Source organism: Variovorax defluvii, from assembly GCF_039541515.1.
In the GTDB taxonomy this organism is placed as follows: domain Bacteria; phylum Pseudomonadota; class Gammaproteobacteria; order Burkholderiales; family Burkholderiaceae_C; genus Variovorax; species Variovorax defluvii.
Genome location: NZ_BAABGJ010000002.1, coordinates 22949 through 36968 on the forward strand (window position 1 = coordinate 22949; position 14020 = coordinate 36968).

A 14020-nucleotide genomic window follows, 5' to 3' on the forward strand; every position below is an offset into this window, starting at 1 on the left:
ATTCATCGTGGTCGCCGCCGCAGGCGATTTCTGTAGGCCAAGTTCGATCGTCGCGGCGGTTACATCGGGTCTCGCTCAGCCTGGATGCGGGGCGCCGGCCGACTGCGCCGCCACCGAGGCCTGCGAGCCCGAACGCAGCATCAGCGCGCCCAGCACCGCCGCCACGGCGGCGAAGGCCGCACCGACCATGAAGGCGAGCTGGTAGCCGGCCACCAGCGAAGCCGCAGTACTCGCGCCGGCGGCTGCCATGCTGTCGGTCCGAGCGGCCGCGAGGCTCGCCAGCACCGCGAGCCCCAGCGCGCCGCCCATCATGAAAGAGGTGTTGACGATGCCGGACGCCAGGCCCGATTCGCTCGGCGCCACGTCGCTCATCGCCACCAGCAGCATCGGGTTGAGCGCGATCCCCGCGCCCAGCCCGAGGAGCGTCATGCCGGGCATCACGTGCAGCAGGAAGCGGCCTTCCACCGGCGCGCCCGCGAACAGCGCCAATCCCGCCGCCGCCAGCAACAGGCCGAAGGCGAGTGGCCCACGGTGCCCGAAGCGCATTACCAGCCGGGCCGACAGGCCGAGCGAGAAAGCCGCCATGATCAGGTTGGCCGGCAGGAAAGCCAGGCCCACCTGCATCGGGCTGTAGCCCAACACCAATTGCAGGTAAAGGGCGGAGATGAAGAACCAGGCGAACATGGCCGCCGCCCACAGCACCCCCATCACATTGGCCACCGCCACGTTGCGCAAGGCGAACAGGCGCAGCGGCATCAGCGGATGGCGCACCCGGGCTTCGATGGCGATGAAGGCCAGCAGCAGCAGGGCCGCGGTGCCGAGCAGGCCCAGCGTGCGGGGGGAGGTCCAGCCGGCCTCGTTGCCGTTCACGATGGCATAAACCGCCAGCATCAGGGACACCGTGACCGTGAGCGCGCCGCCCGCGTCGAGGCGCTCGCCGGCCGCGTGGCCCGGCATGCGCGGCAGCAGCGCGACGCACAGCGCGTAGACCGCGGCCCCGATGGGCAGGTTGACCAGGAAGATCCAGTGCCAGCTCAGCGCGTGGGTCAGCAGCCCGCCGAGCAGAACGCCGATGCTGCCGCCCCCGGCGCAGACGAAGCCGTAGACGCCCATCGCCTTGGCGCGCTCGGCCGGCTCCGTGAAGAGGTTCATGATCAGCGACAGCGAGACCGCCGAAACCACCGCGCCGCCCAGCCCCTGCACGGCGCGCGCAGCAATCAGCAGGGCCTGCGAAGTCGCCAGCCCGCAGGCCAGCGAAGCCAGGGTGAACAGGGTGATGCCGGCCAGGAACAGGCGCCGGTGGCCGTAAAGGTCGCCCAACCGTCCGCCCAGCAGCAGGAAGCCGCCGAAGGTGAGCATGTAGGCGTTGATGACCCAGACCAGCGATGTCTCGCTGAAGCCGAGGTCGGTGCGGATCGAGGGCAGCGCGACATTCACGATCGTGGTGTCGAGCACGATCATCAGCACGCCCAGGCACAGGACCATCAAGGCCAGCCAGCGCTTGCGGCCCTCGATGGGTTGGTGGTGCATGTCGTCCATCACTCGGCGGGCTGGCACTGCACGGGCGCCACGGCGGTGGCGCGATGAACGAGGTCGCTACCGTGGGGAAGCGGCATGTCAATCTCCTGGTTTGTGGATGGTGTACACAAACCTTAGCAGAGGCGATGGACGCTGTCCACATCCCTCCGGAGATGTTGCGCCACCCAGGGCGCCGGGTCGGGCTCAGTACCGGTAGGGGTTGTTCGGCCGGCGGTCGTAGTAGTTCGGCACACCGTCGCCGTCGCGATCGCGATCGTAACGGTTCGGGATGCCGTCGCGGTCGTTGTCGCGATAGCCGCGGCGGTGGTGATAGTGCCGCCCGTCGTAGCCGTGGTAGCGCGGCGGGGGCGGCGCGTGATAGACGCGCGGAGGCGGGGCGGGCACGACGATCACGCGGTTGTCGTACCGGTCTCTCCCGTCGTAGGCCTGTGCCGGAATGGCCAGCGTGCCGAGCGACAGCAGGGCAGCGGCGCCGAGAGCGAAAGCGGTCTTGTTCATGCGAGCTCCTCGTGGTTGGGCGATGGGTGCATCGTGCGCCCCTTGTGTGAAGCGTCGGTAAGCCGCCGGCGAAATCTTGTATGGCTGTGTGAAGCTTCTGACGGGAGGGCCAAAAATAAACGGCCGCGTTGTGAAATCTGTTGACGTGTACCTAGAATGTATTACATGAATACAGATCGCGACAATTTTCACGATTGGGCACGAGACAAGCCCGACACCGCCTTCAGCCCGATATCACGTTACCTGCCGCTGGAACACAAGGCGGGGCCGGTCATTCGCTGGGGCCGGCTGTTGATCGGTGTGTTGCTGGGCGCCGGGCTGGTCGTCGGCTTCAAATGGGTTGCAGGGCTGTGAGAAGCGCCTGAAATCATGCCAGGCCGACATGCCCCGGCCCATCCCCTGAGCAGGCGCGGCAGCTTCGTCAGCCGCGCCCCGGTGGCGGCACGTCGCCGCCCTTCTGGCGTTCGCGGAACAGCGCGGCACGCATGAGGAAGATCGTCGTAACCGGCGCCGTGACGGCGACGAAGAAGGCGACCAGGGCCGCATGCAGGAAGAGGCTGCGTCCCTGCACCGAGAAATAGACGATGGTGGCCAGGGTGACGCACCAGGTGCCCAGGGTCGCACCGAGCGTCGGTGCGTGGATCCGGCGGAAGAAGGTCGGCAGGCGCACCAGCCCGAAGGAACCGATCGCCGCGAAGGCCGCGCCCACCACCGCCAGCAGGCCCGTGAGGAGCTCGGCCCACAGCGGCAGAGGGCCGAGGATGAGGTCCGTCACTCGATCACCTCCCCGCGCAGGAGGAACTTGGCCAGCGCCGTGGAGCTGACGAAGCCGAACAGCGCGATCAGCATCGCCGCCTCGAAGTACACGCTGCTGGCGTAGACGATGCCCAGCACCAGCATCATCAGCATGCCGTTGATGTAGAGGCAGTCCAGCGCCATCACGCGGTCCTGCGCGGTGGGGCCGATGAGCAGCCGGGCCACGGCGCAGAGCATCGCGACCGCCAGCAGCAGCAGGGCGAGCTTGAGGGCCCAGAAGAGGATGGGCGTCATGATTCGAAGATCTCCATCAACAGGCGTTCGTAGCGCGTCTTGATCAGGGCGATGAAGGCGGCCTCGTCCTCCTCGTGGAAGAGGTGGATCAGCAGCGTGGAGCGGTCGAATGCGATCTCGCCCCAGGCGGTGCCCGGCGTCAGGCAGAGGATCATCGCCAGGGTGGCGAGTGCGTTGGGGTCGCGCATGTCCAGGGGAACGCGCACGAAGCTCGGCTTCATGTCGCGGCTGCGCCGGGTCATCAGCAGGCGGGCCACGGTGAAGGCCGACACCACCAGATCATGGGCCACCAGGCCGCCCAGCCGCAGCACGAGCATCGGCTTGCGCATCTTCACCCGGGCCGGGCGCAGGCTCTGCGTCAGCAGGGGCACGGCGATCGAGAGCAGGGCGGCCAGCAGCAGGGTGGCCGGATGCAGCGACTGGTTCAGCAGCAGCCAGACGACGAACAGCGCCAGCGACAGCAGCGGCGAGGGAAGCCAGCGCTTGATCATCGCGTCGTCTCTCCGGGGACGGGGGCGGGGACGGGGGCGGGATGATCGGTGGGCCCGGGCCGCTGGCGCGCGCCGAACACCGCCTCGCGGTACGCGGTCGGCGAACGCAGGCCCTGCGCTGTCGCGCTGGCGTGCTGCATCACCGGCTCCGCCATCAGCGTCAGGGCGATGCAGGCGCCCAACAGCACGGCCACTGGCAGCACCTCGAGCGCAGGCAGGGAGGGCAGCGTGGCATGCGGCTGGGTCCAGAAATGGCGGATGCCGCTGCGGCTGAACGCGATGAGCGTGAGGAAGCCCGAGGCGATCAGCAGGGCGACGAAGGCCCAGTCCGCCGGCGCGATGCCGCGCACCGACCCGAACAGCAGCCCCGAGAGCATGGCGAACTTGCCGACGAAGCCCGACAGCGGCGGCAGGCCCGCCAGCAGCAGCGTGCAACCCAGGAAGCCCAGGCCGAGGAAGGCGATGCCGGCCGGGATGGCGCGGCCGTAAAGGGCCTGGGCTTCGTCGTCGAGGTTGACGTCGTTGAAGCTGCTCAGGTCCTCCGCCAGGAAGGGGGCGTTGTCTGCCGCCTCGTGCGGGGCGATGCTGAGCCCGGCGTTGCGCCAGCGCTCGATCATGTCGATCAGCAGGAAGAAAGCGCTCACCGCCAGCGTGGAGCTCAGCAGGTAGTAGAGGGCGCCGGCCCACACGGCCGGCTGCCCGAATCCGACGGCGGCGAGCAGCGTGCCGGCCGACGCCAGCACGCTGAAGCCCGCCAGGTTGGACAGCCGCTGCGTGCCGACGATGCCGAGCGCGCCGACGAAGAGTGTGGCGAGGCCGACCGCCACCAGCACGACCTGCCCGAACTGGGCCGAGGCGCCGGCATCGGGCGCGAACATCAGGCTCCAGAGCCGCAGCACGGTATAGACGCCGAGCTTGGTCAGCAGCGCGAACACGGCGCCCACCGGCGAGACGGCGGCGCTGTAGGCCGGCACCAGCCAGAAGTTGAGCGGCCAGGCGCCAGCCTTGGCGAAGAAGGCCGTCGCGAGGATGGCGGCGCCGGCGTGCGCCAGACCGCGGTCGCCGGGCGCGAGCTGCGCGATGCGCGGGCCGAGGTCGGCCATGTTCAGCGTGCCGGTCACGCCATAGAGCAGCGCGGCGCCGACCAGGAACAGCGAGGAGGCCGCGAGGTTGATCGCCACGTAGTGCAGCCCGGCCTGCACCCGCAGCCGGCCGGAGCCGTGCAGCAGCAGCCCGTAGGAGGCGGCGAGCATGACCTCGAAGAAGACGAAGAGGTTGAACAGGTCGCCGGTGAGGAAGGCGCCGTTGAGGCCCATCAGCTGAAGTTGAAGCAGCGGATGGAAATGCACGCCGGCGCGGTCCCAGCGGGAGGTGGAATAGATCGAGGCGCACAGCGCGATCACACCGGTGAGCGCGACCATCATGGTGGAGAGCCGGTCCGCCACCAGGACGATGCCGAAGGGCGCTCGCCAGTTGCCGGGCAGGTATACGCCGATCGAGCCCGGCCCGCCGCCGGTGTCATCTGCATTGACCCAGCGCAGCAGCGCCAGCGCGGCCAGCAGGCCGAGCAGGCCGGAGACTACGCTGAGCGCGGACTTGGTGCGGCGGCGCTGCTCGCCCATCAGCAGCATCAGCGCGGCGGTGAGCATCGGCACCAGGATCGGCATCGCGACCAGGTGCGGCATGCCGAACTCGAGCAGGCGGTCGAGCAGGGAGGCGAGCTCCCTCATTCGACGTGCCCCTTCTTTTCCTCGCCGTCGACGTGGTCGGTGCCCGACAGGCCGCGCGAAGCCAGCAGCACGACCAGGAACAGCGCGGTCATCGCGAAGCCGATCACGATGGCGGTCAGCACCAGGGCCTGCGGCATCGGGTCGGCGGTGTTGGCGAGCGTGGCCGTGATGCCGGCCATCAGCACCGGCTCGCTGTCGACCTTGACGCGGCCCATGCTGAAGATGAACAGGTTGACCGCGTAGGAGATCAGCGTGAGCCCCATGATCACCTGGAAGGTGCGCGGGCGCAGCAGGAGGTAGACGCCGGAGCCGGTGAGGATGCCGATGGCGATGGCAAGCACGGCTTCCATCAGACGCCGCCCCTCGCCGTCGCGACGTCGTCCCGGGCGCGCTCGGCTTCCGCGATCTTCTCCGCCTGTTCTTCGGACCAGCGGTGGCTGCGGATGGATTGGTGGGCCAGCGCCGTGAGGATCAGCATGGTCGCGCCCAGCACCAGCGCGAATACGCCGCTGTCGAAGAAGAGCGCGCTCGGCACGTGCACTTCGCCCAGCACCGGCAGATGCAGATGCGCGGTGTGGGTCGTCAGGAAGGGATAACCGAGGACGATGGAGCCCGCGCCGGTGCCCAGCGCCAGCAACAGGCCGGCCGCGATCCAGCGGCGCGGATAGATGCGCAAATGCTCCTCCACCCACTCCGTCCCGGAGACGATGAACTGCAGCAGCAGCGCCACCGACATCACCAGCCCGGCGACGAAACCGCCACCCGGCTGGTTGTGGCCGCGCATGAAGAAGTAGATGGACACCAGCACCGCCAGCGGCAGCAGCAGGCGCACCAGCACCGCCGGCACCATGAGGTAGCCGACGGCCGTGTCCGTGGCACGGCGCGGATTCAACAGGTCGCTGCTGCCGTCGTCCGGCTGTGCGCGTTGCTGGGAGGGCAGCGCCATGGATTCGGGCGCGGGCCGGAAGCGACGCAGCAGCGCGTAGACCGTCAGCGCCACGATGCCGAGCACGGTGATCTCGCCGAAGGTGTCGAAACCGCGGAAGTCGACCAGCATTACGTTGACCACGTTGGTACCACCGCCCTGCGGCAGTGCGTGCTCCAGGAAGAAGGGCGAGATGCTCTGCGGGAAAGGCCGCGTCATCATGACCCAGGCCAGCGCAGCCATGCCGCTGCCGGCCGCGCCGGCCACCACCAGGTCGCGGCCGCGCCGGCCCCAGGGCCGCAGGCGTGCGCGCATGGGCTGCGGCTTGGCGGTGCGCATCGGCAGCCAGCGCAGGCCCAGCAGGATGAGCACGGTGGTCACCGTCTCCACCACCAGCTGCGTGAGCGCGAGATCCGGGGCGGAGAACCAGATGTAGGTGGTGCAGCAGACCAGCCCGGCACCGGCCGCCAGCATCAGCGAGGCCAGCCGGTGGAACTTGGCCTGCCAGGCTGCCGCGATGGCGCAGGTACAGCCGATCAACCATGTCATCGCGAACATGGGCGAGAAGGGCAGCAGCTCGCGCGTACCGCGTTGCGCGGGCACGAGCCAGAGCGAGGCGGCGGCTCCGGCCACGGCCACCAGCACCATGAGCAGCAGTTGCGTCTGCAGGCGCCGGGTGCCGAGCAGGCGGCGGCTGCGCCGGCCGGCCTCGCTCAGCCGCGCAAGCACGTTCTCGAACAGTCGCTGGCCGTCGAAGGGGTGCAGGAGCGGCGTGTGCTCCAGGGCACCGCGCGCACGGCCACGTCGCTGCAGCAGGTAAAGCCCGCCGCCGCAGGCCAGGGCGATGAAGCTCATCAAGAGCGGGAGATTGAAGCCGTGCCACACGGCCAGGCTGTACTCGGGCAGCGTCCCGCCGACGACCGGCCGCGCGGAGGTCGCGAGGAAGGCGCCCACGGACCAGGCCGGTGCCACACCGACCACCAGGCAGACCAGCACCAGCAGCTCGGCCGGCACGCGCATCCAGTGCGGCGGCTCGTGCGGCTGCTTGGGCACCTCGGGCCCGCAGGGCGGCCCGAAGAAGACGTCGAACACGAAGCGGGCCGAGTAGGCCACGCTGAACACACCGGCCAGCGTGGCGATGACCGGCAGGCTGCGGTTCACCCAGGGGGTGGCCTGGATGAAGACGGTTTCGGCGAAGAACATTTCCTTCGACAGGAAGCCGTTGAGCAGCGGCACGCCCGCCATCGAGGCGCTGGCGATGATGGCCAGCGTGCCGGTGATGGGCATCAGCCGCAGCAGCCCGCTGAGCTTGCGGATGTCGCGCGTGCCGCTTTCGTGGTCGATGATGCCGGCGGCCATGAACAGCGAGGCCTTGAAGGTCGCGTGGTTCATGATGTGGAAGACCGCCGCCACCGCGGCCAGCGGACTGTTGAGCCCGAGCAGCAGAGTGATGAGGCCCAGGTGCGAGATGGTGGAGTAGGCCAGCAGCGCCTTGAGGTCGCGCTGGAACATCGCGATGTAGCCGCCCAGCAGCAGCGTGGCGGCACCGGCGCCGCCGACCAGCCAGAACCAGGGCTCCGTGCCCGAGAGCGCCGGCCACAGCCGCGCCATCAGGAACACGCCCAGCTTCACCATGGTGGCCGAATGCAGGTAGGCCGAGACCGGCGTGGGCGCGGCCATCGCGCGCGGCAGCCAGAAGTGGAAGGGAAACTGCGCGCTCTTGGTGAAGGCGCCGAGCAGCACCAGCACCAGCGCCAGCGGATAGAGCGCGTGGGTGCGGATCCGGTCGCCCGCGGCGAGCACCGCATCGAGCTCGTAGCTGCCGGCGATGCGACCCAGCACCAGCACCCCGACCAGCAGACACAGCCCGCCGGCGCCGGTGACAGTGAGCGCCATGCGCGCGCCGCGCCGCGCATCGCGGCGGTGGTGCCAGTAGCCGATCAGCAGGAAAGAAAACAGGCTGGTCAACTCCCAGAACAGCACCATCTGGATCAGGTTGCCGGAGAGCACCACGCCCACCATCGCGCCCATGAAGGCGAGGAAGAAGGCGAAGAAGCGCGGCACCGGGTCGGAGGACGACATGTAGTAGCGCGCATAAAGCACCACCAGCGCGCCGATGCCGAGCACCAGCATGCAGAACAGCCAGGCGAAGCCGTCCATGCGGAACGACAGGTCCAGGCCCAGGGAAGGGATCCAGTGGATGTTCTGGTGGATGACCTCGCCGCCTGCGATGCGCGGGAAGAGCCAGGCCGCCTGCACCGCGCAGCCCAGCGCGACCAGCCCTGCCAGCGTCGATTCCCGGTTGCGCGCGTTCGACGGCAGCAGGGCCGCGATCACACTGGCAACGAAGGGAAGTGCGACGAGGAGGGCAAGGGGCATCGCGATCGATTCTATCGACCGCTCCCGTGCAGGCACGGGGCGTCCCGACGATCAGGCAGTGAAATGCTGCATGGTGCGAATACCCAGCCAGGTCAGCGCCAGCGAGCCGGCGACATGCAGTGCCGCGGTCCCGAGAGCGAAAGCTACGCGGTCCTGCAGGAGCATCGCCACCACCTCGGCCGAGAAGCTGGAGAAGGTGGTGAGGCCGCCGAGGAAACCGGTGATCAGCAGCAGGCGCCAGGCCGGATCGAGCTGCGGCATGGCCTGGAACAACGCGACGGCGAGGCCGATCAGGTAGCCGCCGACCAGGTTGGAGGCAAGAGTGCCCAGGGGCAGGGCGGTCAGCCCGCCGAGCCAGAGATTCAGCCCCCAGCGACACAGTGCGCCGGCCGCAGCGCCGGCACACACAGCAAGGATTTGAAGAAGCATCGCCCGAGTATGTTCGGTGTCAGGGCCCCATCTGCCGCGGCAGCCAGGTCACCAGGTCGGGGGCTATATAGATGATGAGCACGGCGGCGACCATCAGCGCGAACATGGGCAGCGTGACGCGCGCGATGTAGAGAAGGTCCTTGCCCGTCATGCCTTGCAGCACGAAGAGATTGAAGCCTACCGGTGGCGTGATCTGCGCCATCTCGACCACGAGCACGACGAAGATGCCGAACCACAGCGGATCGATGCCCGCGGCCAGCACCGTCGGCATGACCACGCCCATGGTCAGCACGACCATCGAGATGCCGTCCAGGAAGCAGCCGAGCACGATGTAGAACACGGCCAGCATCATCACGAGCTGAAACTTCGACAGGCCCAACGATCCGATCCATTCGGCCAGGTGACGGGGCAGGCCGATGTAGCCCATCGCCAGCGTCAGGAAGGCAGCGCCGGCGAGGATCAGCGCCATCATGCAGTAAAGGCGAGTGGCGCCCATCAGCGACTCCTTGAAGGTCTGCCAATTGAGCGAGCCCTGCGCTGCCGAGATGACCAACGCACCCACCACGCCCACCGCGGCTGCTTCGGTCGCGGTCGCGATGCCGGCGTAGATCGATCCCAGCACTGCCAGGATCAGGAGTGCCACCGGGATCAGGCTCAGCGATGCCTGCAGCTTCTGCTTGAAGCTCATGGCGGCATCGGGCGGCGGCACGCGCCCCGGATTCACCAGCGCCCAGACCGCGATGTAGCCGGAAAAGAGAAAGGCCAGCAGCAGCCCCGGCACCACGCCGGCAATGAAGAGCTTGGAAATCGACACGTCGGCGCTGACCCCATAGACGATCATGATGATCGAGGGCGGGATCAGCAGCCCCAGCGTGCCCGCGCCGGCCAGCGTGCCGATCACCATGTCGTCCGGGTAGCCTCGCCGCTTGAGTTCGGGCAGGGTCATCTTGCCGATGGTGGCGCAGGTGGCGGCGCTCGATCCGGAGACCGCGGCGAACACGGCGCAGCCGGCCACATTGGTGTGCAGGAGGCGACCGGGCAGGCGCTGCATCCAGGGGGCCAGTCCCTTGAACATGTCCTGCGAAAGTCGCGTGCGGAACAGCACTTCGCCCATCCAGAGAAACAGCGGCAGCGCCGTCAGCGTCCAGCCGGAAGCGGAGCCCCAGATAGTCACGGCCATCGCGTCGCCGGCCGGGCGCGCGGAAAAGAGCTGCATGCCGATCCAGGCAACGCCGGAGAGGGTGAGGCCGATCCACACACCGCTGCCGAGGATGAGGAACAGACTGGCGATCAGCAGCCCCGCAACGGCGATGTCATTCATGGCGCAGCGCCTCCGCGCTTTCCGTCCTCTGGCGGCCACGCCATTCGATGACGAACTCGTCCAGCGCTGCGACAGCGAAGATCAGGCTACCGACGGCCATGGCCAATTGCGGCAGCCACAGCGGCGCGGCGTCGCTGCCGGTGGAGATATCGCTGTAGGCATGCGATTGCCAGGCGAGGCGCACGCTGTAGAAGGCGAAAAGCGCGGCCAGCAATGCCGCCGCTCCTGCAGCCCAGCGTTCGAGCCACCGCCGAGGTCCGTCACGCAGGGCGCCCATGACCAGCGTGACCCGGATGTGCTCTCCACGCTTGAGCGTATGGGCCAGCGCCAGGAACCCGGCGCCTGCCATCAGATAGCCGGCGTAGGCATCGAGGCCTGGAATGTTGAAGTGCATTTGTCTGCCCAGAATGGACAGCAGCACCGACACCAGCAGACCGATCATGAAAAGCGCCGCCAATGCGGCGGCGCTGTCGTAGAGGTAGTCGAGCGACTTGCGCATCGGTGGTCGCGCAGGGCCTACATCTTCTTGTAGTTGTCGAGCACGACCTGCCCTTCGGGGCCTGCCTTGTCGAGCCATTCCTTGATCATGACGTCGCCGATCTTCTTCATGTCGGCCTTGAGCTGCGCCGAAGGCGGATGGACCGTCATGCCGTTCTTCTTCAGCAGCTCGAGGTACTCGACGTTCTTCTTCTTCGACACGTCCCAGCCGCGCTTCTCAGCCTCGGCGCCTGCCTTGAGCAGGGCTTCCTGCGCGGGCTTGTCCAGCGCATCGAAGGCCTTCTTGTTGACCAGCACTGCGTTCTTGGGCAGCCAGGCCTGGGTGTCATAGAAGTTCTTGATGTATTCGTAGGTCTTGGTGTCGTAGCCGGTCGAGCCGGATGACATGTAGGACTCGATGACGCCGGTCGCCATGGCCTGCGACAACTCGGCCTGCTGCACCGTCACCGGCTGAGCGCCGACCAGTTCGCCGATGCGCGCGGTGGCGGGACTATAGGCGCGCCACTTCACGCCCTTGAGATCGGCGGCGGACGCGATTTCCTTCTTGACGAAGATGCCCTGTGGCGGCCAGGCCACCGAGTAGAGCAGCATCATGCCTTGCTCGGCCAGCTTCTTCTCCAGCACCGGCTTCTGCGCCTGGTAGAGCTTCCATGCCGCGTCGTAGCTGTCGGCGAGGAAGGGAATGCCGTCGGTTCCGAACAACTGCCACTCGTTCTGGTAGTTGCCGAGCAGGATCTCGCCCATCGGTGCCTGTCCCCCTTGAACGGCGCGCTTGATTTCGGGCGCCTTGAACAGCGCGGCGTTCGCATGAACGGTGATCTTGAGCTTGCCGCCGGTCGCTTTGTCGACATCGGCGACAAACTGCGTGATGTTCTCCGTGTGGAAGTTGCTTGCGGGGTAGGCGGTGGGCAGGTCCCACTTGACCTGTGCAAAGGCCGCTGCGCCGAGAGTGAGGCCAGCGAGGGCAATGCCGAACTTGTGATTCATGAGCTCTCCAGAACGTACGAATGAGAGAAGGCGTCGCGGAGCATACGTGCAAATATCGGGCCATCGCGTGGGGCTTTCCCCTGAGCGCGGTCCACCGGGCGGCGCGGTCGGCCACGAAAAAGCCGCCCCTCGGGGCGGCTGGAACGGGCTGCGGCCTCACGGAAACCCGGCAGCCCTGCGTCGCAGTGCCGTCACTTCCTGGAGGACTCTGCCTTGTCCTTCCGGGCCTCGGCCTTCGCGACATGGTCCGCAGCCGCGCCACCGAAGCTCTGGCCGTTGACCGTCAGGCCCTCGGCCGAAAGCTTGGCCGCCTTCGACTCCTTCACGCCCTTGACCCGGGCCATGAGGTCGGGCCAGTCCTTGAAGCTGCCGTTCTTGCGCGCGTCGATGATGCGCTTGGAAAGCGACGGGCCCACGCCCCGGATCGCATCGAGCTCGGCGTCGCTCGCCTTGTTGGCGTCGACTGCGGCCCAGGAAGAGGCGGCCGCGAGCAGCATGGCCGAGACGGCCAGGATCTTCTTCAACATCTTGATGTTCCCTGTGTTGATTGTGATGAAACGGGACGCCTTGCACGTCCCGCCGCCGACGGGGTGCCGGCGGCGCGAGTTTCAACGACAGAGTCGCGAATGTCGCGAGCGTTGCGACAATTTGTGGGATTTCAGAGCTCTTCGACCCGGCGCGGCGGGTAGCTGTCCCAGGCCTGGCAGCCCGGGCAATGCCAGAAATGCTGGTGGGCCTCGAAGCCGCAGGCGGCGCAGCGATAGCGCAGCAGCGGCCGCGCGGCCTGGTCCAGCGCGCGCTGCACCGGTTTGCGGTATTGCTCGTGCGCGAAGCGCTCGCCGGCCAGCCAGCGCGAGGCGGCGACCAGGGAAGTTTGATGGCTCAAGTGCGCGATGTAGCCATCGCGCGGCTCGGGAACGGCGGCCTCTTCGGTCACGAGGTCATCGGGCAGCATCGGTGTGCCGCCGAGCGCCATGATGGCTTCGAGCACGTCGATGGAGGGGGACTCGGCATAGCGGCGCTGAAGGATCAACAGCGCCTCGCCGCCGCGCTGCGACGCGACCGCGGCCTGCTGCAGCATGGCCGCGTAGAGCGGCAGCGCCAGGGGCGCGGTATCGCACAGGGCCGCCAGCGTCTCGTAGGCGCCTGCGGCATCGCCGTGGCGCAGCTTCAAGGCGGCGGTGTCGATGGCCGGGCGCGGCGCCTGTGGGGCCAGGGCGCTCGCCTGGGCCAGCAGGTGTTCGGCGTCCGCCAAGTCGCCTGCGGCCGCCTGCTCGGCGGCTTTTTCGCACAGGTGATGGGCGCGGCGCACGCTGTAGCTGGCCTGCTCGGCCTCGTCGAGCTTCTGCGCCACCGCGGCCGCCTGCTCCCACTCGCGCGAGCGTTCGTAGATGGCCAGCAGCGCGAGCCGGGCCTCGTTCTCGTAGCGCGTGCCTTCGAGCTTTTGCAGTGCGGCCTCGGCGCGGTCGAGGAGGCCGGCGCGCAGGAAGTCTTGCGCCAACGCATGCTGGGCGCGGTCGCGGTCGGCGCGGCTCAGGTCGCCGCGGCCGAGCAGGTGCTCATGCACGCGGACGGCGCGCTGGTATTCGCCACGGCGCCGGAACAGGTTGCCGAGCGCAAAGTGCAACTCCTGGGTGTCAGGGTCGTTCTGCACCGCCTCGATGAAGGCGTCGATCGCCTGGTCCTGCTGCTCGTTGAGCAGGAAGTTGAGGCCGCGGAAGTAGGCCTTGGGGGCCTGGCGATTCTCGATGCGCAGTTGCCGCAGGTCGAAGCGGGAGGCGAGCCAGCCCAGGACGAAGGCCAGCGGCAGGCCCAGCAGCAGCCAGCTGAAATCAAAGTCCATGTTGGCGTACGGCAGGAAGGTCGGTGGCGGGGGGCGGGACCGAGGCAGCGGACGTGCCAGCGCCAGCGGGGGGCGTGGTGTTCATGGGCAGCTGGGCTGCGGCGCTGCGGTGCTTCCACCAGCCCGGCAGCATGCCGAGGGCGCCGGTCACCAGGCCGCCGGCGAAGGCCGCGAGCACGACCAGCACCAAGGGGGCGCGCCAGGAGGTGCCGAAAAAGAAGTACACGGTGGCGTCGTGCTGGTTGTTCAGCGCGAAGGCGAAGAGGGTAAAAAAAATGGCTGCCTTGAGCAGCCACAGGAGATATTTCATGCGCGTCCCCGTTGGCGGGG

Annotated in this window: 16 protein-coding genes; 1 reads left to right on the forward strand and 15 read right to left on the reverse strand. The window is 68.0% G+C overall.

All coding sequences use genetic code 11. The annotated features are described in order from the left end of the window. Window positions 1–75: 75 nt before the first annotated feature. Together ABEA07_RS01465 and ABEA07_RS01470 are read right to left on the reverse strand one after the other, a co-directional pair. On the reverse strand, window positions 76–1530 hold the full coding sequence (locus tag ABEA07_RS01465; protein WP_345535412.1) for a DHA2 family efflux MFS transporter permease subunit: 1455 nt from the start codon (window positions 1528–1530) through the stop codon (window positions 76–78). A gap of 192 nt (window positions 1531–1722) precedes the next feature. After that, complete coding sequence (locus tag ABEA07_RS01470) at window positions 1723–2037, reverse strand: thrombospondin type 3 repeat-containing protein (protein WP_345535413.1); 315 nt, start codon at window positions 2035–2037, stop codon at window positions 1723–1725. Between the two features lie 165 nt (window positions 2038–2202). Here ABEA07_RS01470 and ABEA07_RS01475 point away from each other — a divergent pair, with 165 nt between their 5' ends. Then, window positions 2203–2391, forward strand: a complete 189-nt coding sequence (locus tag ABEA07_RS01475; protein WP_345535414.1) for a hypothetical protein — start codon at window positions 2203–2205, stop codon at window positions 2389–2391. 67 nt (window positions 2392–2458) lie between these two features. Here the strand turns inward: ABEA07_RS01475 and mnhG are convergent, their stop codons facing one another. The 13 genes from mnhG to ABEA07_RS01540 form a co-directional block, all read right to left on the reverse strand. After that, window positions 2459–2812: a monovalent cation/H(+) antiporter subunit G gene (mnhG, locus tag ABEA07_RS01480; protein ID WP_345535415.1), complete on the reverse strand. Its 354-nt coding sequence runs from the start codon at window positions 2810–2812 to the stop codon at window positions 2459–2461. Then, window positions 2809–3087, reverse strand: coding sequence for a K+/H+ antiporter subunit F (locus ABEA07_RS01485; RefSeq protein WP_345535416.1), 279 nt, complete (start codon window positions 3085–3087; stop codon window positions 2809–2811). The genes mnhG and ABEA07_RS01485 overlap by 4 nt, the downstream gene beginning before the upstream one ends. Beyond that, on the reverse strand, window positions 3084–3578 hold the full coding sequence (locus ABEA07_RS01490; protein ID WP_345535417.1) for a Na+/H+ antiporter subunit E: 495 nt from the start codon (window positions 3576–3578) through the stop codon (window positions 3084–3086). The genes ABEA07_RS01485 and ABEA07_RS01490 overlap by 4 nt, the downstream gene beginning before the upstream one ends. Beyond that, a complete protein-coding gene (locus ABEA07_RS01495) occupies window positions 3575–5308 on the reverse strand; it encodes a monovalent cation/H+ antiporter subunit D (protein ID WP_345535418.1) in 1734 nt (577 codons plus the stop codon). Before ABEA07_RS01495 ends, ABEA07_RS01490 begins: the two co-directional genes overlap by 4 nt. Then, window positions 5305–5658, reverse strand: coding sequence for a Na+/H+ antiporter subunit C (locus tag ABEA07_RS01500; protein ID WP_345535419.1), 354 nt, complete (start codon window positions 5656–5658; stop codon window positions 5305–5307). Before ABEA07_RS01500 ends, ABEA07_RS01495 begins: the two co-directional genes overlap by 4 nt. Then, complete coding sequence (locus ABEA07_RS01505) at window positions 5658–8612, reverse strand: monovalent cation/H+ antiporter subunit A (protein ID WP_345535420.1); 2955 nt, start codon at window positions 8610–8612, stop codon at window positions 5658–5660. The genes ABEA07_RS01500 and ABEA07_RS01505 overlap by 1 nt, the downstream gene beginning before the upstream one ends. Window positions 8613–8663: 51 nt before the next feature. Continuing rightward, on the reverse strand, window positions 8664–9041 hold the full coding sequence (gene crcB / locus ABEA07_RS01510) for a fluoride efflux transporter CrcB (RefSeq protein ID WP_345535422.1): 378 nt from the start codon (window positions 9039–9041) through the stop codon (window positions 8664–8666). Window positions 9042–9060: 19 nt separating this feature from the next. Continuing rightward, complete coding sequence (locus ABEA07_RS01515; RefSeq protein ID WP_345535423.1) at window positions 9061–10362, reverse strand: TRAP transporter large permease; 1302 nt, start codon at window positions 10360–10362, stop codon at window positions 9061–9063. Further along, window positions 10355–10861, reverse strand: coding sequence for a TRAP transporter small permease (locus tag ABEA07_RS01520; protein ID WP_345535425.1), 507 nt, complete (start codon window positions 10859–10861; stop codon window positions 10355–10357). Before ABEA07_RS01520 ends, ABEA07_RS01515 begins: the two co-directional genes overlap by 8 nt. A gap of 17 nt (window positions 10862–10878) precedes the next feature. Then, the gene (locus ABEA07_RS01525; RefSeq protein ID WP_345535427.1) at window positions 10879–11847 is read right to left on the reverse strand and encodes a TRAP transporter substrate-binding protein; all 969 of its coding nucleotides are present in this window, start codon (window positions 11845–11847) and stop codon (window positions 10879–10881) included. Between the two features lie 191 nt (window positions 11848–12038). Then, window positions 12039–12374, reverse strand: a complete 336-nt coding sequence (locus tag ABEA07_RS01530) for a ComEA family DNA-binding protein (protein WP_345535428.1) — start codon at window positions 12372–12374, stop codon at window positions 12039–12041. Between the two features lie 131 nt (window positions 12375–12505). Next, a complete protein-coding gene (gene lapB, locus ABEA07_RS01535) occupies window positions 12506–13690 on the reverse strand; it encodes a lipopolysaccharide assembly protein LapB (protein WP_345535429.1) in 1185 nt (394 codons plus the stop codon). Continuing rightward, entirely contained in the window at window positions 13680–14000 is a 321-nt protein-coding gene (locus tag ABEA07_RS01540; protein WP_345535430.1) for a LapA family protein, read from the reverse strand. Before ABEA07_RS01540 ends, lapB begins: the two co-directional genes overlap by 11 nt. Between the last annotated feature and the right edge of the window lie 20 nt (window positions 14001–14020).

Excerpts from the sequence above, each read along its gene's own strand:
- ABEA07_RS01465 (WP_345535412.1), bottom strand. The coding sequence starts at position 1,530 with ATGCACCACCAACCCATCGAGGGCCGCAAGCGCTGGCTGGCCTTGATG.
- ABEA07_RS01470 (WP_345535413.1), bottom strand. The coding sequence starts at position 2,037 with ATGAACAAGACCGCTTTCGCTCTCGGCGCCGCTGCCCTGCTGTCGCTC.
- ABEA07_RS01475 (WP_345535414.1), top strand. The coding sequence starts at position 2,203 with ATGAATACAGATCGCGACAATTTTCACGATTGGGCACGAGACAAGCCC.
- ABEA07_RS01485 (WP_345535416.1), bottom strand. The coding sequence starts at position 3,087 with ATGACGCCCATCCTCTTCTGGGCCCTCAAGCTCGCCCTGCTGCTGCTG.
- ABEA07_RS01490 (WP_345535417.1), bottom strand. The coding sequence starts at position 3,578 with ATGATCAAGCGCTGGCTTCCCTCGCCGCTGCTGTCGCTGGCGCTGTTC.
- ABEA07_RS01495 (WP_345535418.1), bottom strand. The coding sequence starts at position 5,308 with ATGAGGGAGCTCGCCTCCCTGCTCGACCGCCTGCTCGAGTTCGGCATG.
- ABEA07_RS01500 (WP_345535419.1), bottom strand. The coding sequence starts at position 5,658 with ATGGAAGCCGTGCTTGCCATCGCCATCGGCATCCTCACCGGCTCCGGC.
- ABEA07_RS01505 (WP_345535420.1), bottom strand. The coding sequence starts at position 8,612 with ATGCCCCTTGCCCTCCTCGTCGCACTTCCCTTCGTTGCCAGTGTGATC.
- crcB (WP_345535422.1), bottom strand. The coding sequence starts at position 9,041 with ATGCTTCTTCAAATCCTTGCTGTGTGTGCCGGCGCTGCGGCCGGCGCA.
- ABEA07_RS01515 (WP_345535423.1), bottom strand. The coding sequence starts at position 10,362 with ATGAATGACATCGCCGTTGCGGGGCTGCTGATCGCCAGTCTGTTCCTC.
- ABEA07_RS01520 (WP_345535425.1), bottom strand. The coding sequence starts at position 10,861 with ATGCGCAAGTCGCTCGACTACCTCTACGACAGCGCCGCCGCATTGGCG.
- ABEA07_RS01525 (WP_345535427.1), bottom strand. The coding sequence starts at position 11,847 with ATGAATCACAAGTTCGGCATTGCCCTCGCTGGCCTCACTCTCGGCGCA.
- ABEA07_RS01530 (WP_345535428.1), bottom strand. The coding sequence starts at position 12,374 with ATGTTGAAGAAGATCCTGGCCGTCTCGGCCATGCTGCTCGCGGCCGCC.
- lapB (WP_345535429.1), bottom strand. The coding sequence starts at position 13,690 with ATGGACTTTGATTTCAGCTGGCTGCTGCTGGGCCTGCCGCTGGCCTTC.
- ABEA07_RS01540 (WP_345535430.1), bottom strand. The coding sequence starts at position 14,000 with ATGAAATATCTCCTGTGGCTGCTCAAGGCAGCCATTTTTTTTACCCTC.